The 25,088-nt window shown below is 67.8% G+C and carries 29 protein-coding genes; 7 read left to right on the top strand and 22 right to left on the bottom strand.

The annotated features are described in order from the left end of the window. Window positions 1–147 precede the first annotated feature (147 nt). A complete protein-coding gene (locus PFX91_RS02605) occupies window positions 148–792 on the top strand; it encodes a response regulator (protein ID WP_502888246.1) in 645 nt (214 codons plus the stop codon). Here the strand turns inward: PFX91_RS02605 and PFX91_RS02600 are convergent. The 9 genes from PFX91_RS02600 to PFX91_RS02565 form a co-directional block, all read right to left on the bottom strand. Then, window positions 773–2,419: an ATP-binding cassette domain-containing protein gene (locus PFX91_RS02600; RefSeq protein ID WP_285729534.1), complete on the bottom strand. Its 1,647-nt coding sequence runs from the start codon at window positions 2,417–2,419 to the stop codon at window positions 773–775. The two genes, PFX91_RS02605 and PFX91_RS02600, sit on opposite strands and share 20 nt — an antisense overlap. A gap of 100 nt (window positions 2,420–2,519) precedes the next feature. Beyond that, on the bottom strand, window positions 2,520–4,280 hold the full coding sequence (locus PFX91_RS02595) for an ABC transporter ATP-binding protein (protein WP_285729121.1): 1,761 nt from the start codon (window positions 4,278–4,280) through the stop codon (window positions 2,520–2,522). Window positions 4,281–4,357: 77 nt separating this feature from the next. Beyond that, entirely contained in the window at window positions 4,358–4,528 is a 171-nt protein-coding gene (locus PFX91_RS02590; RefSeq protein ID WP_285729119.1) for a hypothetical protein, read from the bottom strand. Between the two features lie 60 nt (window positions 4,529–4,588). After that, entirely contained in the window at window positions 4,589–4,717 is a 129-nt protein-coding gene (locus PFX91_RS23085; protein WP_352231616.1) for a SapB/AmfS family lanthipeptide, read from the bottom strand. 79 nt (window positions 4,718–4,796) lie between these two features. Further along, window positions 4,797–4,919: a SapB/AmfS family lanthipeptide gene (locus PFX91_RS02585; RefSeq protein WP_285729118.1), complete on the bottom strand. Its 123-nt coding sequence runs from the start codon at window positions 4,917–4,919 to the stop codon at window positions 4,797–4,799. A gap of 28 nt (window positions 4,920–4,947) precedes the next feature. Then, entirely contained in the window at window positions 4,948–5,067 is a 120-nt protein-coding gene (locus PFX91_RS02580) for a SapB/AmfS family lanthipeptide (protein WP_285729116.1), read from the bottom strand. A 129-nt stretch (window positions 5,068–5,196) separates the two neighbouring features. Then, window positions 5,197–5,319 (bottom strand): SapB/AmfS family lanthipeptide, encoded by a 123-nt coding sequence (locus tag PFX91_RS02575; RefSeq protein WP_285729115.1) that lies wholly within the window; start codon window positions 5,317–5,319, stop codon window positions 5,197–5,199. 99 nt (window positions 5,320–5,418) lie between these two features. Continuing rightward, window positions 5,419–8,031, bottom strand: a complete 2,613-nt coding sequence (gene lanKC / locus PFX91_RS02570; RefSeq protein ID WP_285729114.1) for a class III lanthionine synthetase LanKC — start codon at window positions 8,029–8,031, stop codon at window positions 5,419–5,421. Window positions 8,032–8,861: 830 nt separating this feature from the next. Then, complete coding sequence (locus PFX91_RS02565; RefSeq protein WP_285729113.1) at window positions 8,862–10,118, bottom strand: sensor histidine kinase; 1,257 nt, start codon at window positions 10,116–10,118, stop codon at window positions 8,862–8,864. Between the two features lie 169 nt (window positions 10,119–10,287). Between PFX91_RS02565 and PFX91_RS02560 the strand changes: the two genes are divergently transcribed. From PFX91_RS02560 to PFX91_RS02545, 4 genes are all read left to right on the top strand, one after another. Further along, complete coding sequence (locus PFX91_RS02560) at window positions 10,288–10,620, top strand: ArsR/SmtB family transcription factor (RefSeq protein ID WP_285729112.1); 333 nt, start codon at window positions 10,288–10,290, stop codon at window positions 10,618–10,620. Then, entirely contained in the window at window positions 10,604–11,335 is a 732-nt protein-coding gene (locus PFX91_RS02555) for a hypothetical protein (protein WP_285729111.1), read from the top strand. The genes PFX91_RS02560 and PFX91_RS02555 overlap by 17 nt, the downstream gene beginning before the upstream one ends. 408 nt (window positions 11,336–11,743) lie before the next feature. Beyond that, complete coding sequence (locus tag PFX91_RS02550) at window positions 11,744–14,113, top strand: molybdopterin oxidoreductase family protein (RefSeq protein ID WP_285729532.1); 2,370 nt, start codon at window positions 11,744–11,746, stop codon at window positions 14,111–14,113. Then, window positions 14,110–14,583, top strand: coding sequence for a hypothetical protein (locus PFX91_RS02545; protein ID WP_285729110.1), 474 nt, complete (start codon window positions 14,110–14,112; stop codon window positions 14,581–14,583). The genes PFX91_RS02550 and PFX91_RS02545 overlap by 4 nt, the downstream gene beginning before the upstream one ends. Window positions 14,584–14,605: 22 nt before the next feature. Here the strand turns inward: PFX91_RS02545 and PFX91_RS02540 are convergent, their stop codons facing one another. The 11 genes from PFX91_RS02540 to PFX91_RS02490 all read right to left on the bottom strand — a co-directional run bounded on the left by PFX91_RS02540 (window position 14,606) and on the right by PFX91_RS02490 (window position 22,008). Further along, complete coding sequence (locus PFX91_RS02540; RefSeq protein WP_285729108.1) at window positions 14,606–15,055, bottom strand: gas vesicle protein K; 450 nt, start codon at window positions 15,053–15,055, stop codon at window positions 14,606–14,608. Next, window positions 15,048–15,359: a gas vesicle protein gene (locus PFX91_RS02535; protein ID WP_285729107.1), complete on the bottom strand. Its 312-nt coding sequence runs from the start codon at window positions 15,357–15,359 to the stop codon at window positions 15,048–15,050. The genes PFX91_RS02540 and PFX91_RS02535 overlap by 8 nt, the downstream gene beginning before the upstream one ends. Then, on the bottom strand, window positions 15,356–16,159 hold the full coding sequence (locus PFX91_RS02530) for a GvpL/GvpF family gas vesicle protein (protein WP_285729106.1): 804 nt from the start codon (window positions 16,157–16,159) through the stop codon (window positions 15,356–15,358). Before PFX91_RS02530 ends, PFX91_RS02535 begins: the two co-directional genes overlap by 4 nt. Beyond that, window positions 16,156–16,554, bottom strand: a complete 399-nt coding sequence (locus PFX91_RS02525; RefSeq protein WP_285729104.1) for a gas vesicle protein — start codon at window positions 16,552–16,554, stop codon at window positions 16,156–16,158. The genes PFX91_RS02530 and PFX91_RS02525 overlap by 4 nt, the downstream gene beginning before the upstream one ends. 101 nt (window positions 16,555–16,655) lie before the next feature. Further along, window positions 16,656–17,801 carry an SRPBCC family protein gene (locus tag PFX91_RS02520; protein ID WP_285729102.1) on the bottom strand — a complete coding sequence of 382 codons (1,146 nt, stop codon included), beginning with the start codon at window positions 17,799–17,801 and terminating at the stop codon, window positions 16,656–16,658. Then, window positions 17,788–18,447, bottom strand: coding sequence for a hypothetical protein (locus tag PFX91_RS02515; protein WP_285729100.1), 660 nt, complete (start codon window positions 18,445–18,447; stop codon window positions 17,788–17,790). Before PFX91_RS02515 ends, PFX91_RS02520 begins: the two co-directional genes overlap by 14 nt. A gap of 11 nt (window positions 18,448–18,458) precedes the next feature. After that, a complete protein-coding gene (locus tag PFX91_RS02510) occupies window positions 18,459–18,713 on the bottom strand; it encodes a gas vesicle protein GvpG (RefSeq protein ID WP_285729097.1) in 255 nt (84 codons plus the stop codon). A 37-nt stretch (window positions 18,714–18,750) separates the two neighbouring features. Then, on the bottom strand, window positions 18,751–19,482 hold the full coding sequence (locus tag PFX91_RS02505; RefSeq protein WP_285729095.1) for a GvpL/GvpF family gas vesicle protein: 732 nt from the start codon (window positions 19,480–19,482) through the stop codon (window positions 18,751–18,753). Continuing rightward, window positions 19,479–19,913 (bottom strand): gas vesicle structural protein GvpA, encoded by a 435-nt coding sequence (locus PFX91_RS02500; RefSeq protein WP_285729093.1) that lies wholly within the window; start codon window positions 19,911–19,913, stop codon window positions 19,479–19,481. Before PFX91_RS02500 ends, PFX91_RS02505 begins: the two co-directional genes overlap by 4 nt. 75 nt (window positions 19,914–19,988) lie before the next feature. After that, entirely contained in the window at window positions 19,989–20,297 is a 309-nt protein-coding gene (locus tag PFX91_RS02495; RefSeq protein ID WP_285729091.1) for a gas vesicle protein GvpO, read from the bottom strand. Window positions 20,298–20,751: 454 nt separating this feature from the next. Continuing rightward, window positions 20,752–22,008: an FAD-dependent oxidoreductase gene (locus tag PFX91_RS02490; protein WP_285729090.1), complete on the bottom strand. Its 1,257-nt coding sequence runs from the start codon at window positions 22,006–22,008 to the stop codon at window positions 20,752–20,754. 181 nt (window positions 22,009–22,189) lie between these two features. Between PFX91_RS02490 and PFX91_RS02485 the strand changes: the two genes are divergently transcribed. Both PFX91_RS02485 and PFX91_RS02480 read left to right on the top strand, forming a co-directional pair. Next, window positions 22,190–22,861, top strand: coding sequence for a hypothetical protein (locus PFX91_RS02485; RefSeq protein WP_285729089.1), 672 nt, complete (start codon window positions 22,190–22,192; stop codon window positions 22,859–22,861). Next, window positions 22,858–23,478 (top strand): hypothetical protein, encoded by a 621-nt coding sequence (locus PFX91_RS02480; protein ID WP_285729088.1) that lies wholly within the window; start codon window positions 22,858–22,860, stop codon window positions 23,476–23,478. Before PFX91_RS02485 ends, PFX91_RS02480 begins: the two co-directional genes overlap by 4 nt. A gap of 273 nt (window positions 23,479–23,751) precedes the next feature. Here PFX91_RS02480 and PFX91_RS02475 read toward each other — a convergent pair whose 3' ends face one another. Further along, the gene (locus PFX91_RS02475; protein ID WP_285729087.1) at window positions 23,752–24,270 is read right to left on the bottom strand and encodes a DUF3995 domain-containing protein; all 519 of its coding nucleotides are present in this window, start codon (window positions 24,268–24,270) and stop codon (window positions 23,752–23,754) included. 20 nt (window positions 24,271–24,290) lie between these two features. Further along, window positions 24,291–25,082: an ABC transporter permease gene (locus PFX91_RS02470; protein ID WP_285729086.1), complete on the bottom strand. Its 792-nt coding sequence runs from the start codon at window positions 25,080–25,082 to the stop codon at window positions 24,291–24,293. Window positions 25,083–25,088: the final 6 nt, after the last annotated feature.

Raw genomic sequence — 25,088 nt, 5'->3', positions numbered from 1 at the left:
GAGCCTATAGGATGCTCGAAAAAGGGATGCCTTCTTTCGGAGCGTCTTTCCCTCGTCCTGCAATGTCCGTACTCACCGTGAACGAGGTCCGTGTTGGTGGGTGAAGCGTCTCCGACCAGGGTTCTGATCGTCGACGACCAGGTCCTCATGAGGGAGGGCCTGCGCAAACTGCTGGAGATCGAACCGGGGATCAAGGTCTCAGGTACCGCCGCCGACGGTGAGGAGGCGCTCGGACTCCTCACGGGCCCCGAGCCCTTGACCGTGGACCTTGTGCTGGCCGACGCGCGGATGCCCGTCATGGACGGGGTGACGCTGATCAGACGCCTACGCCAGACGCGTCCGGAGATCCCGGTGGTGGTCCTGACCACCTTCGACGAGGACGAGTTGGTCCTCAGCGCACTGCGGGCGGGGGCGAAAGGCTACCTGCTCAAGGACACCATGCCCGAACGCCTCGTGGACGCGGTGCACAGGGCGGCGAGCGGAGAGACCGTACTGGGGAGCTCGGCCACGGAGCTCCTGCTCAACGTCCTGTTGAAGCACCCGGGTACAGACCCGGCCCAAGCGGAGAACGGAGTCCCGTCGGCCCCCGCCGCCTCGGGGGAAAGCGTGCTGTCCCAGAGGGAGGAGGAGGTGGCCCGACTGGTGGGTGTCGGGGCGAGCAACCGCGAGATCGCCCGCAAGCTGTTCATCTCGGAGGGTACGGCCAGGAACCACGTCACGAACATCCTGCGCAAGCTGAACATGCGCGACCGTATCCAGCTCGCGCTGTGGGTCAGAGAACGGGACGCCTGACTCCGCTCTTCCAATGACCCACCAGGTCCGCGTACAGGTCTGAGGCGAGCAGCAACTCCTCGTGGGTACCCACCAGAGGCCGTGAGCCGTCCAGAAGAAGGACGATGTCCGCGCGACGCGCCGAGTCGATGCGGTGGGCTATGACGACGAGGGTCCCCCTCCGGGCACGGAATGCCTCTTCCACGTGCCTTTCGTCGGAGAGGGCGAGGTGGCAGGTCGCCTCGTCCAGAATGACCAGCGGGGCCGGCGAGGCGTAGGCACGGGCAAGCGCGAGGAGTTGCTTTTCACCGTTGGAAAGCGCCTCCGGGTCGACCGCGGCGTCCAACCCTCCCAGCCGTGCGGCTAGTCCTTCGGCTCTCACAGCCGCCAGTGCTCTCCACAGGTGCTCGTCCGGAGCCTTCTCGCACAGGTACCCGACGTTGTCACGCAGGGTTCCCGTGAACACGTAGGCCTCTTGGGGAAGGAGACACACCAGATCCGTACGGCGGACACCTCGTCCCGCGGGGTCCACACCCCCCACTCGGACCGTCCCCTCACCCGGTCGGACCAGCCCCGCCAGCAGGAGGGACAGGGTCGACTTGCCGATGCCGCTGGGACCGACCACGGCGAGGTGGCCGCCATGGGGCAGATCCAGGTCCACCCCGTCGAGAACGGGGTGGGCGCCCCCCTCGTAGGCGAAGGAGACGTCTTTGACGGCCACGGAGGCGTCAGTGTGCGTCATCCTCCGAGCGCCTTCGACAAGACGTCCCGAAACAGCGGGAGAGGTGTCACGCAGTCGGCGAAGTGAGACGAACAGGGCCAGTCCCGCTCCTCCGAGCACCTCGGTGAGGAGGCGCATCACCGGTTCGATGTTGGCGGCCAGGTAACTGATCGCTCCCACCACCATTCCCACCGTCAGGCCGTCCGAGCCACCGATGAGCAGCGGTGCCGCCACCAGCACGCACAGGACGGGGGCGTAGGATCCGAAGGATGTGAGAACACCGCGCAGCGCGACCGCTCTGGCGAGCGCCAGATCGGCGTCCCTCTCTGCGCGGACGTCGTGGAGCACCTCGGCATGGACAGGGCCCCAGGAACGGGCCGCGGTGATGTCGCGGCTTCCCGCCAGCGTCTCCCCGACCGAGCGCGCGACGGTCTCGTTGGCCACGACCGCCGCGTACCGGCGACGCACCAGGGTGCCCAGTAGGACCGCGAAGAGCACGGTGGCCAACAGCACCGGAGGCAGGGCCAGGGCCAGTACGGCCGGGGCCAACGCCAAAAGTCCCACTGTGGTGGCGACGAGGGTGAAAACGAAGCGGCGCGCGCCGCTGAGCAGGGTTCCAGCCGTACGCCTGACCTCCTCCACCTGTTCGGTGATGCGTGCCACCTTCGCACTGTCAGGGACTCCGTGGAGGCGGTCTTCGCCGTGCACAGCGGAAGTCACCACCGCGCCGAGCAGGTCGTCACGGAGGGGTTCGACCACGGCTCCCGTGGCGGAGAGGGTGAAACGTGCGGCCAGAGCGCCGATGACGTGAACGGTGAACAACAGCCCCAACCACATCAGGCCTGTACGGAAACTCCCGGCGAGGAAACCTCCGTCGATCGCCTGGGCGATGAGCAGGCCTGACAGGGTGGCGGGCAGGGCCTCCACCAAGGACCATGTTCCCAGCCGTACCAGCGCTCTCCATCGCCGCGTCAACGACCGTGCCACGAGCGGCCAGCCTGGTCGTGGGTACTCGGAACAGGAGTCGTCATTCCGCCTGGACGGCATGGGAGTACCCTTCCGTGTCGGGCGCCTCGGTGGCCCGAGGAGCGTGTCGGGCATTCTGTTCCTCACTCCCGAAGAGCTCTCGGTAACCCGGTCGGCCGAGAAGCTCACTGTGGGGAGCGAATCCGCGTACCCGGCCGCCGTCCAGCCACAGCACCAGATCGGCGCGGGCCGCCCTGGACATGCGGTGGGCCAGAACGATCTGCGTCCGGTCGGACAGGGCCGTGTCCAGCACCTCGGAGATCTCATGCTCCGTGACGCTGTCCAGACTGGACATCGCCTCGTCCAGGATCAGCAGGCGTCCCCGGTGTGCCATCGCTCGCGCGAGACCGAGTCTTTGCAGTTCACCGCCGGACATGGGCGCCTCTGACGGAGGGGTGTCATAGCCCTGGGGCAATCGGCGTACGAAGGCGTCGGCGCGGGCCCGGCGTGCCGCTTCGACCACTGTCGGAAGGTCGAGTTCCCCATTGCCGAAACGGATGGTGTCGGCGAGAGAGGAACCCAGATGGGCAGGACGCTCGAAGGCCCATCCCACCGCCTCCCCCAGAGCCTCGGCGGAGAGCTCGTGTACAGGGACGCCGTCGATCTCCACGACACCCTCGTCCGGATCTCGCAACCGGCCGGCCAGCGCCGCCAGGAGGGTCTTACCCGCCCCCGACCGCCCCACCACCGCCACCACGGTGCCGCCGGGAACGCACAGGTCCACCCTTGACAGCAAGGACCCGTTCGGACCGTGGACCCCGACTCCACGAAACCTCACAGACCCCGGCCCGGGAGGAAGGTCTCGGTTCCCGTACCTCATCACGGGCGTGTCCTCGATCTCCGTGAGCCGGTGTGCGCCCGCCCGTGCCTGAGCCAGCCCCATGAAGACCGCGACCTGCTCGAAGAGGCCGAGGGCGAGCAGGGTGTAGCCGGAGGCCGCGAGCAGACTCCCCGGGCTGATACCGCCTGTGGTGAGGGCGTACCCCGCCGTCGCGAGAACGAGCACCTGCATGGCTGGAGCGAGAAGCCCCGCTTGCCAGCTCACCTTGGCCTGCATGTCCCACATGGCCCTACCCACGGAGCGGAGTTCGGGCAGGAGGCTCAGGACACGTGCGGCCTCCCGATGCTCGCTTCCCGCCGAGCGCACCGACCTGCGACCGGCCAGGACTTCGAGCAGGAGACCGGAGATCTTTCCCTGTACGGCGAGCTGACGATCGAGGACGGGAGTGGCCCTGCCCACGAAGGCCTTCATGAGCAGGAAGGCCGCGGGCACACCCGCCAGGAAGGTACAGGCGATCCTCGGATCGACCCACCACAGTGCGACGAGCGCGCCTCCGGATACCGTGACCGACGCCAAAAAGCGTCCAGGCAATGTCACCACCGAGGCAGCTACACCGGTGGCGGACGTGATCCTCATGGTCAGGTCCCCTGTGGTGAACCGTTCCCTCTCGACGGTGCCGAGGCGAAGGAGGCGGTCGAGAAACCGACGCCGCAGTTCTACCGTGGCATCCGCCACGCAGAGGGCCGTCATCATCTGGGTGCCCACGTTGGCGAGTGCGACGAAGACGACCACACCGCCGAGCCACCATACGGCGCCGCTTCCTTGCTCGCCGAGACGGTCGTCGACCGCGGCCGCGACCGCGGCGGGAACGAGGAGAGCCGCCCCCGCTCCGACGAGGCAGAGCGCTGTGAGCAGGATGTTACGTCCCAGATGGGTCCGCACCGTTCTCACGAGCAGACGGTCGGCTGGTCGGTCGGTCAAGGAACGTCTCCCTGGGGGTCTGAGGAAAACGAGGGAAGAACGGTGGCCCGCGCTCGAGGAGCGCGGGCCACCGCGAATCACATGCAGATGACGGCGCTGACCGTGCTGCCCGTGGCGCAGCCGGCGACGCTCGCGGTACTCGTGATGCACACGCTGAGGCTCGCCGTGCTGATGACGGTGCTGTCCGCACCCGCCTGGGCCTGATCGTTGATTCCGACCTGTCCTTGCAGGTCAAGGACGAATCCCATGGTTCTTCCTTTCCAGGAGAGCAAAAGATGTGTCAGAGCGTGGAGGCTTCGGTGGTCGTCTCAACAAACGGCGACGCTGAGGGTCGACAGACACCCGAAGCTGCTGATGGTGCTTCCGGGGCTCCACGTCGCAGGGGAGTTGTCAGCGGCCATCGAGTCCATGGCCTGTAGGTCGAGGACGTAAGACATGTGTGTCCTTTCAGAGGCGGTTCAAGCCGTCGATCGTCCGGGGCGGGCTCTGAAGATCCGGATACCGCCCCGGGACGGGTCAGCACCAGAAGAAGCTGGTGCCACTGGCGCAGGCGAAGACGCTCTCGGTGCTCAGTGGGCCGAGGGCCTCCTCACCGGGTGCGGCATGGTCGAGGTTCTGCAGATCCAGCACGAAAGACATGTGTTCTCTCCTCAGGTCGTGGTCCCGCTCAGCAGGCGGCGACGCTGGCGTTGCTGAAGCAGCCGAACCAGCTCCACGTGCTGGGCTTGAGCTGGAGCTCGTGGCCACCGCGATCGGGCATCGCCTGCAGGTCGAGGACGAAGGACATGGGTGTCTCCCTCAGAGGTGTCAGGTTTCGGGGGTTACAGAGCCGTTCTCCTGGAGGAGGTGGACTCGTCCAGGCCCGAACGAACCCTGTGAGTCGTGGACGTCGTCGCGCTCCAGGGCATCGCTCGTGTCAGCAGAAGACGACCGACGCGCCGCTGATGCAGAACACGGGACTGACCGTGCTGGGCCCCATGGGTTGCACGTCGCCTTGAGCGTCGACGCGTACGCTCTGCAGATCGAGAACGAAGGACACTGTTCTTCTCCTTTCTTCGTGTCGTGGTGTGTACGGCCTCGTCGAGGCCGTCCGTGACCGGACTCGTCGCTTCTTTCCGTCACTCCCTCGGAAGAGAGGTCAGACGGAGCGTCGATGCCGGGTCAGGAAGGGCAGCATCGGCCGGCTGTCGTCCTTCACGGCCGAGAGGGCGAGAAGAATCCCCGCGCCGCCGGTGCCCAAGTCCATGGAAAGTCTCATCAGCTGGTCTCCGGGGAAGGCGATGTTCCCCCGTAGCCCGACCATGTGGCGCCTCAGATGGTCCCGCTGGGCCTCCACAGCACGGTCGAGGGAGGGATCGGGCGTGTTCGGATCGCGCAGATGGGCGAGGAAGGCCATCTGCCCCGCGGTGCCATGGAAGAGGATGGGGCACACGCAGAACTCGGGTTCGGCCGCTCTGCGGATGCGCCTCAGCGCCGTCGCGAATTCGGGGTTCTCCCGGTGGCGCAGGTACTCGGTGATCACGACACCGATGCCCGCAGACCCCGTTCCGACGTAGGGCATGCTTCGCCAGCCCTCGTTCGACAAAAGGGTGTCGTCCTCCTCGGAGTGGATACACGTCTGTAGGTCGTGCTCGATGGCCAGGGCCGCGTTGTCCAGATGGGCCCCGTCCCCCGTCGCGTCGTAGAGCCGAAGGAAGAGCAGGGCACTGCCCGCAGATCCGTAGAGCAGCCCGGCCTTTCGGTGCCGACCCTGCTCGTCGACGGTGGGAGGGGGGTCGTCGCGAAGCCTGGTGGCGATCTCATCGGCGTCACGGAGGGCCTGCCGGCGCAGGCCCTCGTCACCGAGACGTTCGGCGAAGTGCAGGCGGTTGAGGGCCACACCGCTGAGTCCGCCGAAGAGCTCATGAGGCATGGCGACCTGCGCGTCGGCCTGTGCCATCTCCAGGACTTCCCGGGCCTCCTCGGTCCTACCCAAGTGGTCGAGGGCAAAGGCGATGCCGTGCAGCCCGTCGTAGAAGCCCAAGCGGTGTGGCCCCTTGTGCTCCCGAACCCGTCGTACGAGCCAGTCCTCGTGCTCAGGGCGCCTGCCCTGGCCGGCGACCTCCATCGCGTAGAGCACTCCGGCCGCCCCGTAGGCCATACCGAGACCGCCGAAGTCGAACTGACCGACGTCGCCGGGAAAGAGCCTGTCGGTTCTGTGGGGGGTGGCGCTCGCCCACACCCCACGGCCCACGGACTCCTCCAGAGCGGTCCAGTCGGGGCGACGCTCCGCCCCACCCACGATGAGCTCGTGACTGCGGGCCATCTCCTGCCGAGTTCCCGCCCATGTCGACGGTCCGAGGTCGAGATCGGACAGCACCCGCTCTCCCCATCCGTCGGGGACGGGAAAGCGCTGCTCCACCTCCTCCACCAGACGCACGGCGCTGTGGCTGTCCAAGCCCAGGAGGACGGTCACCGGCAGGAACAAGGCGAGCTTGACACACGCCAACGCATAGCGGTCCGCAGCGACGGCCTCACGGTTGTCAGGTGGCATGAAGCCGGGCGCGCCCATACCGATCCGCTGCTCGCTGTCGGTGTAGGTCGATATCTCGAAGTCCACGAGGCAGACTCGGCCGTCCTCGCGCAGGAGCACGTTGTTGGGGTGCAGATCCCCGAAGGCGATCCCCCGCTGGTGCAGCCCTGACACCGCGGACTCCACCTGGTCGGCCACGTCCACCGCCCAGGCGGTGTATTCGGCGAGAGCGTCATCATCCTGGTGCGGTCTGATCAGCGGCAGCCGGGCGACCATCTCCTTGTTGAGGGTGGTCCCCTCCACATACTCCTGGACCAGGAAGTGGTGCTCCCACAGTTCGAAGTAGTCGTGGACGTCCACGACCGTGTCCACGTCTGCGAGCTTTCGCAGGAACTCGTACTCGCGCTCGAGCCGGCTGACGGCGTCCCGACCCAGCTGGTCGAGTCCGGCGTGCGGACGCGCCTCCTTGAGCACGACCTTGGGCCCGTCGGGGTCGTCCACCCGCGTCGCGAGATAGATACCCCCACCGTTGGAGAAGTGCAGCGCGGAGTCGATGGTGTAGGGAAACCCCTGGGGCGCACTGCTCTGAGCGCGCTCCTCGACCGCGGGTCGGAGGAAGTCGGGGACAGCGACCCAGTCGGGAAGGGTGAACACAGGGTCGCGCTTGTCCGGGACGAGTTCACCTTCGGGAGTCTCGATCGCGGGTACGGGTTCTCCCAGTTCGTTACGGGTGTGGCGCTCGGAGAAACCGCCGTAACGGACGTAGAGGGGGCCTTCTTTCCAGCGCAGATCGCTCAGGATATAGGCACCCCCGAGACCGGCGAGAGGTCCCTCCAAGTCTTCCAGGACGCACTTCAACTGAGTGTCGTCCTCGGGGTAGATGGTGATGAACTTCCCACTGCCCCCACGGTCCGCATATTTCAAATTCCTGGATATGAGAGTTGACTCCCCCATCAAGAACTTGAATGATATATTGTTCAAAAAACAGTAGTCTGAAACTATGTCAAGAACCTTCTGTGCAGTTTCTCGATTTGCTGAAACATGCACCTTCCAGCCCTGACTCCGTAGGGTGGACCCTTTCTTCAGATAATTGAACCACGGACCCTTCGTAGCGGTGATCCAGCCCTCCGGCACAGGCATGGAAGCCTGCTGGTACATGCCTTCACCAGAGTTCCATCTGTTCGGCTCGTCATAGAAGAGCCTGTCAGCCAGGCAATATTCGAAATACCGGAGCTTCATTTTCCGCCCTGGGGATACGAGATTCTTCAGGCCGAGCGAAACACTATGAGGACCGTTCTTTGCAGTCAAGCGGAAAAGAGCCGAGGAGAGTCCTTATCCGGACACAATGCACCTCTTGCAGAAGGAGCCCGGTTCTGCCACACACAATAATTCACGAAGGATCGAAGTAACTCCATGAAACCAAGTGATAACTCTTTGGAGTAAATGGGTCCAGGTATGTGACTGAGGTCATGAGGATGCTTCGGCCAAGAGCCCCTCAAGACCTGTTCTGGAGCTTTGCAAAGACGGATGAGGGATGCGTGCGCCCTGTTCAGGGAGGTTGAAGCGGCTCAAGGGGACGGGTGGAAGTCTCATACGGCGACCGGCGCACCACCTTGGGGACACCGTCGTCCCCGGCCACATCGACAGCGGCGTCACCACGTCCTGCGCCGCGGAGCGTGCCGGGGAGGTGTCCTCCTCACTCCCGCGTCCCGGGTGAGACGCAGCTCCTCGACCCCTGAAAGGCTCCACAACGGACCTGCCGACGAGCAGCGTCGGCTTGTTCGAGGGCAGCCGGAACCACGTGGACACGGGTACGCCGCGTCCGGCCGGGGCGCCGGCTGGCACAGGGGACGCGCTGGTCCTGCCCTCCGCGCGGTTCCGGACGATCTTCCCGTCCTCCCCTGACCAGGACCTTCCGATGCGGTCGCGCTCGACGTCCACCACACGATCCGCTCATCTCTTCGGACGAGCCGGTCACCTTCCTGGGAGACCGTCTCCATGGCCCGTTCCACCGGTGGCCTTCCCCCGTCCTCCCACGTGCCCGGGCCCACCTTCCGCACAACGACCGATCACCGTTGTGCGGCCGTGCACACCGGAAGGCGCGCCCGCAACCGCACACCTCCTTCCGGTCCTCTCTCCTCCACCGACAGCTCGCCGCCGAGCGAGCCGATCCGCTCCCTGAGACCGGTGAGCCCGGTGCCCCTGTCGAGTTCGGCCGCACGAGCCCCCACCCCGTTGTCGCTGACGTCCACCTCGATATCGTCGGAGCACCGCACGCGCACCCGGACCCGGTCTGCGTCGGAGTGGCGAAGGGCGTTGGTCAGGGCCTCCTGCAGCATGCGGTAACACGCGAGCTCGACCTCGTCGGTCGCGGAGGGCCATTCCCCCTCCTGGACGAAGTCGATGTCGATGTCCGGCCCTGAGAGCGCCTCGGCAAGAGAGCGCATGGCCTCCGCGCCCGCGCGCCCCTCCAGCTTCAAAGGACGCAGCGCGTGCACCCAGCGGCGCGTGTCCTGTAACGCCTCTTGAGTCAGCCCCCGAGCGTTCTCCACCTCCGTCCACGCCTCCTCCGGTCGCAGCGACCGAAAACGTTGTGCGTTGGCCAGGGTCAGGTTGATCACCGTCAGATAGTGGCCGACGGAGTCGTGCATCTCACGCGCCATGCGCGTGCGCTCCGTGGTGACGGTCAACTCGCCGACCCGGTCGGCGTATCTCGTCAGTTGCTCATGCGCACGTTGGAGCTCCGACATCAGCCTCTCCCTCTCGGTCATCCCCCGGCGCACCTCCATGAGCGCACCGAAGACGATGAGCACGGCCAACGACTGGAAGGTGACCAGGACCGTACTCAACAGCGCCGCAGCAGGGGTCTGCCCGGGGCTGAAGATGACGGTGATGAATGCCGTGAGCGCCACGATCACGATGTAGGCGACGGCGGTCGGGGTGCCGAAGACGAGGACGGCGTTGCAGATGGCGAGCATCGTGAGCACGAACGCCGGGAAACCGCCCCACAGGAGGAAGTACAGGGTGCCGAGATAGAAGAGCAGGGCCGCCGCTCTGCGTCCGGCCCTGGTGTCGGCGGACCAGGGAAGCATGAGCCAGAGCGCCGAGAGCAGCACCACTGCGGCGAGACTGGAGATCCTCAGGAAGTTCCACATCTCCTCTGGCAACCGAACGTCCTGTGTCCCCTCCGTTCTCAGGATGGAGGAGACGGCGTTGACAAGGGTGAACAGCGTCATCGCCCCCCAAAAGCACAGGGAAAGGACGCGCGGTGCGCGCTCACCGTCTAAAGCAAGCCAATCCGACAGGACGTTTCTTCTTTCGGACATGAGCCACAACATATCCGAACCCTCCGCCAGGTCCTTTTGTGCTCGACGCACATGACGACAGGCACGCACACGAGGACGTCCAGCCGTGCAACTTCGTGCCACCAGGTGGATGTGTGGGCGCCTCCGCCGTTCCTAGGATGGCGGGAAACCTCGGCAGGAAGGCGGGAGCATGACGGAGGATTCCTTCTACCTCGCAGTCGGTCATCCCTCTCGGCGCAGGCTCCTGGAGCTCATCCAGGAAGAGCCTGACATGACTGTCAGCGCAATTTCCGAACGCCTCCGCATCAATAAGCCGACGTTGTCCGCCCATCTGCGTACGTTGCGCGAGGCGGGGCTGGTCGTGGCGAGGAGAGCGGGAGTGCGTATTCACTATCGCGTGAACAAAGCCGTTCTTCTGGAAGGTGTGAGGGGGATGCTGCGTCTCGCGGGACTGGAAAGGGACGCTTCGCCCGAGAACACTGGTTCGAGGAGGAAAGGAGACCCTTGTGACGCAGCGATCTGAGCTCCCGGCACGCACCGTTCCCGTACTCGGTCTGGTGTGTGCTGTGGCCTGCCTGCTCGCGATGGCGGGCACGAGCTGGATGGTCTGGGATCTGGTGCCCGAGACGGTGACCACGCGGGAGGCGAGCGGACAACGCGACGCCGTACACGTGCCCCGCCCCCTGTTCCTCTCCCTGGCTCCCGCCGTCACTGTTCTGGTCACCTCCCTACTGGTGGCGGTGGCTCCCCTCGACCGGGTGATCGAACATCGCGTGGGATTGAGGGTGGGTGGAGACGCCCGCGCCAGGGCGCGCACCCTCGATGCCGTCCTGGTCGTCATGAGCCTGCTCTTCCTCGTGTTGCATTTCCTGGTGATCGCGGTGGGAACCAACGCTTCCGTGCCCGTACTTCCGATCGCGGCCTCTCTCGGCGGGGTGGTGCTCATGGTGGTGGGCGTGCTGATGTCCGTTTCCACACGATCGTGGTCGATGCCCGAGGCCCCCTCCCTCAGGAAGTGGTCCGAAGCGTGGCGGCGTGCACAACCCCTGACGGGAAGGGTGATGGCTGTTTCCGGGGGACTGCTCGCACTTGCCGCGCCCGCCGCGTTCGTCCTTCTTCCGGGTCCTCTTCTCGGAAACGCGGTGATGGCCGCGGTGACCGTGGCGGCCACCCTGCTCCCTTTCGGGGCGGGGCTGGTACGCGCCGCCTCGGAGGTGCGCCGGGACGGGTCGGACTGAGCCGGCAGGCCGACCGGTGACGGTGTGCCCGCGTCGGAGACATGGACGATCTTCGGGTTTCGTGGCACGGGGGCGATCCGAGGTGTGATCGAGGAAAGGCGCGGGAGCGGTTCTCACGACGACGTCGCTCCTGGGGCCGCGACATCCCTCGAAAAAAGTTCCAGGAGCGACATCATCACACGAAGGCGGGAAGGGGCGACTCTCGGTCCGTTCGCCGCCGCGACCGTCTCCCTCACCCTGGACACCCGCCGCCGACCCCCACCGTTTACCCGCCTGCCCCTCGGGTAGCGGCCAGCAGACTTCCCACAGCTGTGGAAAAGGGTGGTGGCCGTGGCCTGGAGAGATCGGATCGCCGACCCCTGGGGGTCCAGGACTCCCTACGGACCGGGGCAGGAGTGGCCCGTCAGGGTGGACAGCCACCTCGCCGAAGGCGTGAGTCCCGACCAGGTGGACCGCTGGGTGCGGTCCGCGACGATCCTGCACTCCAACGGCGACGCACTCGACATCGCGGTCAAGGACGATCGCATCGTGGGGGTGCGGGGCAGGGCCCAGGACCGGGTCAACCACGGCCGCCTCGGACCCAAGGACCTCTACGGGTGGCAAGCGGGCGATTCCCCCGATCGGCTCACCCGACCGCTGGTGCGCCGGGACGGCGCACTGGTCGAGACCGACTGGGACACCGCGATGGACCTGGTCGTGCGGCGCAGCAAGGAGCTGCTCGACGAACGGGGGCCCAGCGCGCTGGCCTTCTACACCAGTGGACAGCTGTTCCTTGAGGAGTACTACACGCTCGCCGCCATCGGCCACGGCGCGATCGGCACCAACCACATGGACGGCAACACCCGCCTGTGCACGGCCACCGCCGCCGCGGCGCTCAAGGAGTCGTTCGGGTGCGACGGCCAGCCCGGCTCCTACACCGACGTCGACCACGCCGACGTCATCGCGTTCTACGGCCACAACGTGGCCGAGACTCAGACGGTGTTGTGGGAACGCGTCCTCGACCGGTTGACCGGCCCCAACCCTCCCCGCCTCCTGTGCGTCGATCCCCGGACGACCCCGGTGGCCCGGGAGGCGGAGGTGCACCTGGCGCCGCGTCCGGGGACCAACGTCGCGCTGATGAACGGCCTCCTGCACGAGGTCGTCCGCCGGGGCATGGTCGACCGCGACTACGTCGACGCCCACACCGTCGGCTACGACGACCTGGTCGCGGGGGTCGTCGACTACACACCCGACCACGTCGCCCGGATCTGTGATGTCCCCGCCGAGCGGATCCGAGCGGCGGCCGAGCTTCTCGGCACCGCCGAGAGGCTGCTGTCGACCGTCCTCCAGGGCTTCTACCAGTCGCACCAGGCCACCGCGGCGGCCGTGCAGGTCAACAACCTCCACCTGGTCCGCGGCATGCTCGGTCGCCCCGGGGCCGGCGTCCTCCAGATGAACGGACAGCCCACGGCGGAGAACACGCGTGAGTGTGGGGCCGACGGCGACCTCACCGGTTTTCGCAACTGGAACAACGACGATCACATCGCCGATCTCGCCGCGGTGTGGAACATCGATCCGATGCACATCCCGCACTACGCTCCGCCCACGCACGCGATGCAGATCATGCGTTACGCGGAGAAGGGGTCGGTGAGGCTGCTGTGGGTCAGCGCCACCAACCCGGCGGTGTCGCTGCCCGAGCTGCGACGGATCCGCGCCCTGCTGGCCCGACAGGGACTCTTCCTGGTGGTGCAGGACATCTTCATGACCGAGACCGCCGAACTCGCCGACGTGGTGCTGCCCGCCGCGACCTGGGGAGAGAAGACGGGCACGTTCACCAACACCGACCGCACGGTGCACCTGTCGGAGAAGGCCGTGGACCCACCCGGTGAGGCCCGGCCCGACCTGGACGTCTTCCTGGACTACGCGCGGCGGATGGACTTCCGGGACAGGGACGGTGCGCCCTTCCCGCAGTGGCACGATCCCGAGTCGGCCTTCGAGGCGTGGAAGCGGGCCAGTGCCGGACGGCTGTGCGACTACACGGGCATCACCTACGACAAGCTGCGTGGCGGCAGCGGCGTCCAGTGGCCGTGCAACGCCGAGAACCCGGACGGCACCGAGCGTCTCTACGCCAACGGCCGGTTCTGGGCCGCTCCCGAGGACTGCGAGAGCTACGGCCGCGACCTGGTCACCGGCGCTCCCATGAGCCCCACCGAGTACGGGGCGATGAACCCCGAGGGCCGGGCGATCATCAGGGCCGCCGAGTACATACCTGCGCACGAGGAACCGGAGGGGGAGCACCCCTTCGCGCTCATCACCGGTCGCACGGTCTACCACTTCCACACGCGCACCAAGACCGGGCGCGCTCCGCAGCTGCGCGAGGCCGCCCCCGACGTCTGGGTGGAGGTCTCCCCCTCCGACGCCCGGGAGATCGGGGTGGCCGAGGGCGATCTCGTCGAGGTGACGTCGCCGCGTGGGCGTATCCGGGCACGGGCGCGGATCAGCGACATCCGCCCCGGCGTGCTGTTCGTCCCGTTCCACTACGGCTATTGGGACATCCCGGGGGACGGTGCCAGGGAACGCGCGGCCAACGAGACGACCGTCACCGACTGGGATCCGGTGTCCAAGCAGCCCCTGTTCAAGACCTCCGCGGCCGGACTGCGTCTGGTGGAGAAAGGCGGCGGCGTGGTGGCGCCCGCGCCCACGACGGCGGCGTCCCGGCCCGTCGATCCCGAAGTCCCCGCGACCGAGGGCGGTCCCGACACCCTCGCGGAGGAACTCATCGACGGAGGTGGGGCATGAGGATCGGTGTGGCGCTGCGTGAACTCCACGGTTCGGAGAGCGCGTTGGAGGCCGAACTTCTCCGGGTGGCCGAACGGCACGCGCGGGAACACGAGATCCACCACGTGGCCACCGACCTGGCCGCCTGGTCCGGTGAGCACGTACGCGAACTCGTCGGGGCCGGGTCCCGCTACGGTCTTGACCTGGGGGAGTCGGCGGCACGCGATCCCGAGCCGCCCACCGAGGAGTCGGGTGAACTCCCTGGAGACGACTCCGACCCGGACATGCTGCTGCTCGCGGACCTACGTCGGCTCTATCGCATGGCCGCGGGGGTGTCGCTGGACTGGGATCTGCTCGGCCAGGGAGCCCAGGTGACCGCGGACACCGAGCTGCTCGCGCTCACCAAGCGGTGCCACCCCCGGTCGCTGCGTCAGATGAAGTGGGCCGACGCGATGCTCAGGACGGTCTCGCCTCAGATCCTGGCCGGTTGAGCCCGTCGCGGAGTTCCCTCCCTCAACTCTTGGGCAGCAGGGACCCCAAGGGGCCCAGGTCCAGGTTCAGGTCGGCGACGGACAGCCCGTAGCGCTCACGCAGCTCGGTCATGCGCTCCTCCAGCAACATCAGGGTCATCCCGATGCGCTCCTCCTGCTCCTCGGTCAGGTCGCCCACGTCCACACGACGCAAGGCCTGCCTCTCCATGAGCTGACGCACCAACTCCACCACCGTGAGCACCAACTTGATCAGGTCACGCTCGACCGTGTCGGGTTCGACCTCGATCCGCTCGCGCAACCCCTGCCGCCCCGTGTCCGACGAAGGCGGGTCCCCGCCACCGCGCGCCGTGCGGTCCAGGGCGCCCTGGAGTTCGCCCAGGATGTCGTGTCCTCCGTCGTCGAGGTCGAAGGCGACGGTTCCGCCGGTGGTGGTCACGGGCGTCCCTCCCCCGCGGGTACGCGACTCAGCCATGGCGGATCCTTCCGTTCAGGGGATGGCCGCCCTCCCAGGGCGAGGGCACGTTCTCGTTGACCGACGACACCAGTGCCCTCAGGGAGATCCGGACCAGGTCGATCCCGGCGATGGAGACCGTCAGGTCCCCGGTGAGCACCACCCCCTTGCCCAGGACACGGTCGAGCACGTCGACCAGGGAGATCTCCCTGTTGGCCAGGGGATGGTCCTCGTCCAGCATGCGGGTGAGGGAATGGGCCCGCGGGGGAAACCCCCGATCCGAGAGCCCATGGGCCGCGGCGCGTACCTCGGGCAACCGGTTCACACGCCCACCTCCGAGGATCGCGGTGAGGCGAAGGAGTAGGGCACCCACGGCCCGGAGACCTCGATCCTGACGCCCTCGCGCGCGTGGGAGCGCAGGTCCCGCACCGCGGCGAGGAAGTCCTCCACCCGTTCCTGGTCCACGAGGTAGGCGTGGTTCATCACGTTCTCGCCCGGTACCTCACTCAGCGCGGCGTTCTGGGGTGGGTGCTGCTCGCGCGCGTGGGAGAGCCCGCTCAGCACCTCGTCGGTCCGTTCGCACAGGACGGCGGCCCTGCGCCAGGTGTCGTCGCGAAGCTCCCGTTGTTCCTTGCGTCTGCGCAGGTAGGCTCGCCCTCGGCTCTCACCGGGGAGGCTTCCGCCGGAGGGTTCGGTCACCGGGGAGCGTGTGCCCGCGTCGGCGTAGACCTTGACCCCCAGTTCGACCCGTCCCGTCAGTTCCCGCAGGGTCGCCTCGAAGGTCTCGGCGTGCGCGCGCAGGACCCCCCTCACGCGTTCGTCCCCGTGGTAGACGGTGGCCAGTCTCAGCGGAACGGTCACCGCCAGACGCGCGACCGTGTCCACGACCCCGTGGTGGGCTCTGACCATCTCCTCCAGCAGGCGCAGGTCCTCCAGGCGGGACTTCAACGCCTCCTCGTCGAACTCCTCCAACGGAACGGCGCTGACCACCGCGGTGAGGTCCTCCTCCGTCACCAGGTGGAGTGGACGGCCTCCGACTCCGACCGTCCCCTCGACCGCTTCGCCGTCGAAGGGGCGGCACACCGCGTAGACATAGCTCGCGTACCCCGTTCCGTGCGATGTCACCGCTCCTCCCCCTTCGACTCGCGGGACCCGCCACGGGAGGCCCCCGCCGGTTCTCTCTTTCCCGACCCCTTTTCCACGGATCCGCTGTTCTCCTCCAGGGCCGCTATGCGCTCTCGCAGGCGCCGGTTCTCCTCGGCCAGCTCCTCGTCCCGGTGCCGTCCCGTTCCGGAGGTCAGGGCCTCGTCGTGCTCCCACCAGTCGATGCCCATCTCCTTGGCCTTGTCCACCGAGGCGACGAGCAGACGGAGCTTGACCGTGAGGAGTTCGATGTCCAGCAGGTTGATCTGGATGTCCCCCGCGATCACGATCCCCTTGTCGAGCACGCGTTCCAGCACATCGACGAGGTTGGAGGGCGCCGACCCTCCGTAGGGCCGGATCTGTCCCACCTCACTCATGGCCCTCAGCTCCCTCGGTGCCGCTCGGTGGTGCCGCCTCCGCGCTCAACGACCCGTTCCGGTCCGCTGGACGGGTTCGGTCCGCCGTTCCGACCCGGTGCTCACCGTTCGTTCGGTTCCTCGGGCTCCTCGTCCTCCGGCTCCTCATCGAGGGGTTCCTCCTCGTCCTCGTAGTCCTCTTCCTCGAATTCCCCCTCGTCCTCCTCGGGTTCCTCGGGCTCCTCGTCCTCGTAGTCGCCTTCCTCGTCCTCCTCGGGTTCCTCGGACTCCTCCTCGTCCCCCTCCTCGGACGCCTCGGCCCACGCGGCGAGCTCCTCCCTCTCCTCGGGTTCCAGCTCGGCGAGCTCCTGCGCCTCCTCCTCGTCCAGGTCCTCCAGTTCGGCCCACTGCTCGTCGGTCAGCCCGGCCTCCTCCATGGCGATGGCGTCGTCGTGGGAGAGGGTCACCTCTCCCTCACGGATCTCGCCCCTCCAGCCCTCGACCTCCTGCGCCTCCTGTTGGGTCAGCATCATGACCCGGCGTCGGTAGAGCTTGAGGTCCAGGCGCAGGCGTCGTCCCTGGGCACGCCAGATGTTGCCGGTCTTCTCGAAGAAGCCCTGGGGGTAGTACTCCACCACCAGCAGGATCCGGGTGAGGTTCTCACCCAGGGGGTGGAAGGTGACCACGCCCTTCATGGTCCCCTTGGCCGCCTCGGTCGACCACGCGATCCGTTCGTCCTGGACCTGTTCGGTGACCTTGCCCTTCCAGTTCCGACTGGACCAGAGAATCTTGCCCGTCCAGTTGGAGGTGACCTCGTCCTCCTTCTCCACGCTCTGCACGCCCTTGGCGAAGGAGGCGAAGTCGGGAAAACGGGTCCACTGGTTGTAGGCCACGCGAACGGGGACCCCCACGTCGATGTTCTCGACGATGTTGACGGACTTGGACGGTTTCGCGCCGCTCTTGCCCTTCGACCCCCCGCCGAGGGCCTGTTTGGCCTTCTCCTTGACCCCCTTGGCTCCGCCGGAGGCCACCGCACTCGCCACGCCCTTGCCCTCGGAGAGCTTGCGTCCGGCCTCGCCCACGGCCGAGTCCTCGCTGGTGAACCGCTTCACGACGTCACCGAGCTTGCCCGTGGCCCCGCTCACCACGCTGCCGGCCTTGGCCTTGAGGTAGTTCTCCACCGCGTCGGCGAGTTTGGCCGTGCCCTCGTTCTTGTCGGCGAACGAGCGCAGCTTCGTCAAAGGTCCCTCGGAGTCAGTCCCGTTCACCCTCGTCCCCCTCACTCTTCCGGCGGGTGGTCCTGCCGCCCTTGCCTCCGCCGCGTTTGGCGGTCCCCGAGGAGCGTTTGCCCGTGCCGGACGCGCTTTTGTCGGAACCCGAGGCGGTGCCGCGAGACCTCTTGCGCGTCCCGGAGCCTTTCGCGTCCTCCTCAGAGGCGGTGTCGGGTTCCTTCTCCGACTCCTCCGTGCCGTTAGTCTCCTCGTCCCTTTCGGGTTCCTCCTCGGAAGCGGTGTCGGACTCCTCCTCCGCCCTGCCGGTCTGTTCGTCCTCCTCGGCGGTGGTGTCGGACGCGGCACCGTTCTTCTCCGCCTCCTCCCCGCCGTTATCGGAGCGAAGGTCCTCGGCCTTGCTGTTGAGCGATTCGGCCAGGTCGCCGGCCCATTTGCCCAGGAGGTCGCCGGCCGCGGACTTGCCCGCGTCGAGCAGTTGCTCCTTCGACTGATCCTTCAGCTCGCTCACCCCGGGCAGGGAGGAGACGTCCTTCACGAGTCCCTGTACGAACTGCTGGGGTTTGATGTCCAGCTTCTTGGCCCCGAAGTAGAGTCCGAGGCCGATGGCCATCTTGAGTTTCTTCTTGCGACCGAGCAGGTAACCGCCCACTGCCGCGGCCACGATTTTCGCCGTGGTGCCCACGGAACCTCACCTCAATATCCTTGTCGAAGACCCTGGAACCTCGCGGCTTCCTCCAGTCGGTCCAACAGCTCGTCCTCCAGCCGGTCGAACTCCTCCTCGGACAACTCGCCGTTGTCGAAACGCTCCGCCAGCTCCGTCAGCTGTCGTCGGACGCGCACGGGATCGTGGAGTTCCTGTTCGGCCACGTCCAGGGCCTGGCGTGCCGTCCATTCGACGAAGCGGACCGGAGCGATGGGCGCGGTGATGATGGCGCTGATGAGGCCCATATCCCTCTCTTCTTCCGATCGGTGCCCCGCGGGCGGGTCAGTTCCGCGGCGGTTCCACGAAGCTGTACGGGGGCATGGGACCGTTGACGCGTACGTCCATGTAGGCGTCCGTCTCCCGCTGGACCGTGGCCGCCCGACGTAGGAACTCCTCGCGTCCCTTCCAGGGCAGCAGGAAGGACGTGTTGGTCAGGCAATCGTCCACGAGCGGTCCCGTGGCCACGCGCTCGGCGTGCTCCGTCAAGGGCCGGACGACGGTGGCGGCGTCACGTCCCTTGCGTTCCTCCAGAGCCCGGGCGACCCTCTCCCCGAAGGCCATCCGTTCCGCGGGGGTGCCTCCTCCGCTCCTTCGCAGGGACTCGTTGCGCTCCCTCAACGCCCTGTCGTCTCTGAGCAGGGCCTTGAGGACCTCCTCCTCGACGTACACGGCCTTGACGTTGAACTCCACCCGGCCCTCCAGTCGGGAGAGCAGTGCGGAGTAGTGGTCCCCCTTGTCGCGGAGCTGCTCGGTGACCGCGTCGTCGTCCTGACTCACCACGCCGAAGCGCATGGGCAGGACTCCGCGACGCCGGGTCAGTTCCTGGAGCACCTCCTGGTGCGCCGTCAGGTCCCGTCGCTTGGCCCGTAGTCCCTCGGGAGCGTCACTGACCACGGCGGCGATCCCGCGGGCGCGCACGAACCGCACGGGGGCCGGTTCACGGCCGACGCCGGACAGTTCCAGGCCGTCCAGTGACTCGTCGTCGTGGACGATCCCGTAGACGTAGGTGCTCACTCCTCTTTCGCCTTCCTGGTGGTCCTGCCGCTGCTCTTGGAGGAACGGCGGGCCGGCTTCTTCTCCTCGTCACCATCCTCGTCATCGCCCTTCTTCTTGCTCAGGGTGTCGGAGACCGCCTCGACGGCTCCCGAGAGCGCTCCCTTGGACTTGTTCTTCGCGCCCTTCTCCACGCCGCCGCTGAGCAGGTCGGGCAGGCCCGAACCGCCACTGGTGCCGAGATCGAGGCGGTTACAGGCCTCCGCGAAGCGCAGGTAGGTGTCGACGCTGGCGACCACCACGCGCACGTCGATGGTGAGGATCTCGATTCCCACGAGCGAGACCCTGGCGAACACGTCGATCACCAGGCCCTTGTCGAGGATGAGGTCGAGGACCTCGTAAAGGGTGCCGCTGGGCCGGCATATCGCCGTCGTTTCCTGTATCACCGTCATCGGGCCTTGCTCCCTTCGTCAGTGCGCTCCGAAAGCGGGTGGTGCTTTTCGTCGAACTCCTTTTCCCGAAGGCGTTCACACCCCGTAGGAGCGGGTCCGCGTGTAGCGCTTCGCCCGGTGATAGCCCTGGATCTCTCCTTCGGAGTCGAGGTCCACCGAGTACGTGGCCAGCAGGCTCATCGTGTCCGGGACCCGTCTGAGTTCGAGTGTCTCCACGGTCATGTTCCAGCCGTCCTCGGACGGCTCGAATCCGGAGACGCTCTCGACCTGGAGCCCGGTGAGCTCCTCGAAGCGGTCCCGGGTCGCGTTCACGCGTTCGGCCAGGCTCTTCGAGCTCCCCCTGCGCTTCCGGAAACCTTTCTCCCTCACGTCCTCCTGACCCATGAGCCCCCTCCTCCGCACGTTGCCCGTCCCTTCCTATCCGTGTCCTTTCTCCCGCCCAAGCACCGAAAGTAAAAAGCCAGACAAAGCGCTTCTCATCACAGAGGATTCGCGGGGGAGGGCGGTCTCCCGCGCCACAGGAAGAAGGGGTTTCGATCTGCCCGAAAATAGAGCGACCTTGAAAAAGGACGGCAAACGCGGGCGAATAGTCAGATTTCAGACATCAGACAGGCCAGTTCGGTGGCCAAGGGCAGGACTACGGGACGCGCGGACGGGAGGAGAAGTGGGACCGGCCGGCCGCACGGGCACCACACCGTGCACACGGCGGGACGTATGGTCGGCACCGAGAATCCGCCGGGAAGCGTCCACGTGCCGAAGGCCCCGAGCGAACTCTCTCCCCGGAGTCGGCGAGAAGGTCGACGATCCCTGGAGGACGGTGGGTTCGGAAGGTCGTCCCTCAGCGTCCGGCGAGATCGACCAGGACCGCGGCGGCCACCCGCTCCCCGCTGACCAGGGCCCCCTGGAGCGAGGGCGTGTCGCGATGGTCCCCGGCGACGTAGAGCCCCTCCTCCAGACGCACGGGGCGACGGAGGTCCCCCAGAGGCGGTGGCGCCGCGGGCAGGGCGTCCGGTACGTGCACCGTGCTCACGTGTTCCCAGTCGCCGCCGCCGGTGCCCAGGATCCGGGCGGCCTCGACGCGGACCTCGGACGCGGACGGCCGGTGCGGACCCACCGTGGAGGAGGCGATCAGCGCGCGTCCCGGGGGCGCGTAGGAGGGGGCGGTGGCCGTCATCACCATGACGCTGCTCAGGCGGGGCCCCCGCCGCCGGCCGCGACCGTCCACGTGCAAAAGCGGGTCCTCGTGTCTTCGGGCGGGACGGCTGTGGAAGTAGGTGGTGGCCGGTCTCGGCACCGGCGCGGGCAGTGAGGGCACAAGCCGGGCGACCGCGACCGGGCCGACCGCGACCACCACGGCGCGGGCGTTCACGGTCCCGGCCTCGGTGACCGCCCTTCCGGGAGCCACCTCGTGCACGGGTGTGCCCGTCAGGATCCGTGCGCCCCCGGCCCGTGCGGCGAGCTGGTCGGACACGGCCTGCATCCCCGCGTGGGGGACCGTCAGCCGCCCGCGGGCGAAACTGCGCCAGACCAGGTCGTTGACCCGGCTGGAGGTGGCGAGGGACTCGTCGAGGAAGACCCCCGTCAGAAAGGGGCGTACCAGGGTGTCGACCGCGCGCTTGCCCAGACCGCGACGGCGCAGCGCGGTGATGATGTCGGTCTCGGGCCGCTTCTTGAGCCGGTCCGCCGGTTCCAGGGCGTCCCCGGCCACCATGCCCAGCAGGCGGAAGAGGTCGGAGGGACGCACGAGCGTGCCGGAGAACAGCGACAGCGAGGACAGGGCCCCGGAGGGGGACGCGTGCAGACGCAGCAGTCCGCGGTCGGTGCGTACGGCCATCCCCTTGGGGAAGGAGCGCAGGCGCAGGGCGTCCAGATCCAGGCGGCGGCGGACCGCCGGATAGGCGGTGTTGAGGACCTGGAAGCCCCGGTCGAGCACGTAGCCGTCCTGTTTCCCGCTGCGGACCCGCCCTCCCACGCTCTCCTCGGCCTCCACGACGGTCACGTCGAGCCCGGAATCCGCGAGGTCGGCGGCGGCCACCAGGCCGGCCACACCCGCCCCCACGACCACGACGTCGCAGCTCTGCGGCAGATCGCTCATTCGGCCAGCGTAGGTCAGCGGTGTCCGCCTGGCCCGTACGTCGGCCGGCGAGCCGTGTCGCACTCCGCACACCTCGGCCGGCGCGAAGAGCCCCCTGCGACCGAGTCGCTAGGATGTGCGCACAGGCGCGGCACCGGCCCGGCCCGCCCTCCCCCTCTCCCCGGGCCCGGGGAGGACCCGCGTGCACCAGCCCCCGCCCCTCCGGTTCCCGAGCCACACGGAACTGTACGGCCGACCGTTCGAGGTCCTCGCCTTCTGCTGGGTCACGGCCGGTTCTCTCGTGCTCGTCGCGATGGGTGCGAGACTTCTGGCCTTCGTCGTCGACGACGCCCTCTGGTTCGGTCTGGACCCGGTATGGGCGGCGGCGGCCGAAGCCCTGGCCCACACCCTCGGAATCGTCTCGCTGGCGCTCTCACCGGTGTGCGTGATCGTGGGAACGGTCCTCCTCGCCACGGTACGGCCCGTGGGACCGAAGCTCCTGCCTCCCTGGACCACCGGGGAGCGGCTGCGCCGGGCGCGAGCCCTCATCCGCGACCATGCGTTGAGCGGCGACCCCTGGACCGACCTGCTCGCCCGCTCCTATGCCGGTGTCCGGCTGTACTGGGGAGGCCGGCTGACGAAGTGCCTGCCGGCCGCCTGTTCCCTCCTGTGCTGTCTGTGGATCGTCCCAGGCGTGTTCGCGATGGCGCGGGCCGTACGGGAACAGGATCCGGGCGCTCTCGCGCTCCAGCTGTACGGAATCCTCGTCCTTCTCTGCGCGATCCTGATGAGCTTTGTGACGAGAGCCCAGATCAGGCGTATGCGCGACTTCTGCCACCTCTACGACTCGACCTACCGAGGGATGCCACGGTGAACCGCAAACGCCCGCCCTCGTCCTCCCGACTCCAGTGCCTCGCCCAACGCGACCCTCGCCGGTACAGGGTCGCCATCGGAATCGTCAACGGGATCTTCTGCGGCGTCTTCTTCGGCCTCTCCATGGCACTCCTCACCCCGTTCACCTTTCGGAACACGGGAGGGTTCACCCCCGAAATCCTGCCCTTGAGCGTGATCTCGGGGGTGGTCTTCGGAGTGATCATGGGGGTGTTCTTCGCCGCCACCGCGACCTCGACGCCTCTTCCCCCTGGCACCGACCGCGCCCGGAAGCGTGAGGTCGGGCGGCTGCTCCGCGCCGGGGCCCCCGGGCCCGATCCCGTGGCCAACCGCCTCGCCCGCATCCGGGCCGAAGCGCTACTGAGGGTCCCCTACCTGCCCAGAACCGCGATCTTTCTGCTCTCCGTGGGCCTGGCGTCGAACGCGTGGGCTCTGGGGAACTCCAGTGGACCGGTGCCCTGGATCCACGTCTTCGGAGTCCTGTCGTTCCTCCTCCTGTTGTGCCTCCTGCTGCCGCACCTCGCAGAGGAACGCGGAAGGGCCCGGGCCTTCCTCATCGCCTCGGAGGATGCGCCGGGGGTGCCGCGCGACGTCCCCTGAGATGAGCCCGCCGCCGGTCAGGACCCCAGGCCCCGGAACCCGCGGACGCAGAGCGGGAAGAGCAGGCCGACGAGGCGCCGTCCGGATCACCGGCACGGTGGCGCCTCCCCCGCACGCTCGGGAGACGACGGTCTACGTACGAGGGCCGTGGGAAGGAGTGCACGGTGATCGCGACCGCGCACCGCCCGCACACCGCGCACGACGTCGATCGGGCGGCCGTGACGGAGGACGACAAGGTCACCGGGCCGGGTGTCCATGGGGAACCGGTGTCCTTCAGCGGCGTGTGGCCCGTGCCAGGGCGGCTGTGGCCAGCGCGAACAGCACGCCCCCCGCCAGCCAGTAGGGGCTCCACAGGAACAGGTGCCAGTGGAGGACGGGGGCGAAGGTCTCCGAGACCCCGACGATCCCCGCCACCATCAGGAGCTGCTGGACGAGACCGGCTCCGCCGTACAGCAGCAGCAGTGCGGCCGCCAGCCACCCGCCGCCCACGAGGAACCAGCGAGGAAAGGCCCGCCCCCACGCCTGGACGAGACCGAGCGCCGCCACCACGGCGGCGAACTTGACCAGGACGGACGCCCATACGGCCGCCACCATCGCCGGATCCCCGTCGCGGGCCGGCCGGGTGACCGCCTCTCCGATGGTCTCCAGCAGCCACTCACCGCCCAGCGCCCAGTGGAGGCTGATCAGGGCGAACAGGAAGGCCCACAGGGCCGCCGCGTAGGCGTGCCGGCGGGGTGCCACCACGGAGGTGAGAGGGGAGGGGCGTCCGACGGGGGCGCTGGGGGTCGTCATGGGGGCCTTTCGTCGACGGATCAGTCCAGGAGGCGGTTTCCCGCTCGGGCTCGGGCGAACACCAGCCGGAAGGAGAAGAAGGCCACCGTGAACCAGGCCAGTCCCGCCGTCACCATCAGACCCAGGGCCGTGAGGACCTGGACGGCGCTGCCGCCGCCCTCCACCAGGCGTACCGCCTCCAAGGCATGCGTGGCGGGCAGTGCCTGGGCCGCCCAGCGGATCGGGGCGGGCCAGTAGTGCAGCGGCACCACGGCTCCGCAGAAGGCGGTGATGTAGAGGGTCGCGATCGTGCTGATGACGTTACGCGCCCCGGAGAACACCAAGGCGACCGACCCCAGCACCAACGTCATGCAGTAGCCGCTCAGGGAGGCCAGCGCCGCGATGCCCACCAGGACCGGCACCTGCCACGGCGACCAGGTCACTCCGAAGAAGGGCGGTACGGCCAGCAGGGCGATCGACGTGGTGACGGTGGCCGAGGCCGGCCATTGGAGGCTGCGCCCGAAGAAGAACAGGCCCGGTTCGATCGGGGAGGCGGCCAGCAGGCCCAGTGTTCCCTGGTGCCTGTCCCAGCAGGTGGAGGCGGTGGCCATCATCGTCTCCGCCACGCAGATGAGCACGGCGGCTCCGAGGACGACGTACACGGTGTACTCGGGGTCACCGACGAGGACGCCGATGAGGCTGTAGAAGACCACCTGGCACAGCAGGCGCACCAGCCAGCCGAAGAGCCAGGTCCTCCACGTGTAGATGACGGACATGTCGACACGGGCCAGGACGGCGGCCTGGCGGACCGTGGTGGCGGCGCGTGAGATCACGGTCCT

It is taken from the genome of Nocardiopsis sp. ATB16-24, from assembly GCF_030271535.1.
Lineage (GTDB): Bacteria > Actinomycetota > Actinomycetes > Streptosporangiales > Streptosporangiaceae > Nocardiopsis.
Note: the sequence above shows the minus strand (reverse complement) of the source record. Positions and strands in the feature narration are given on the sequence as shown.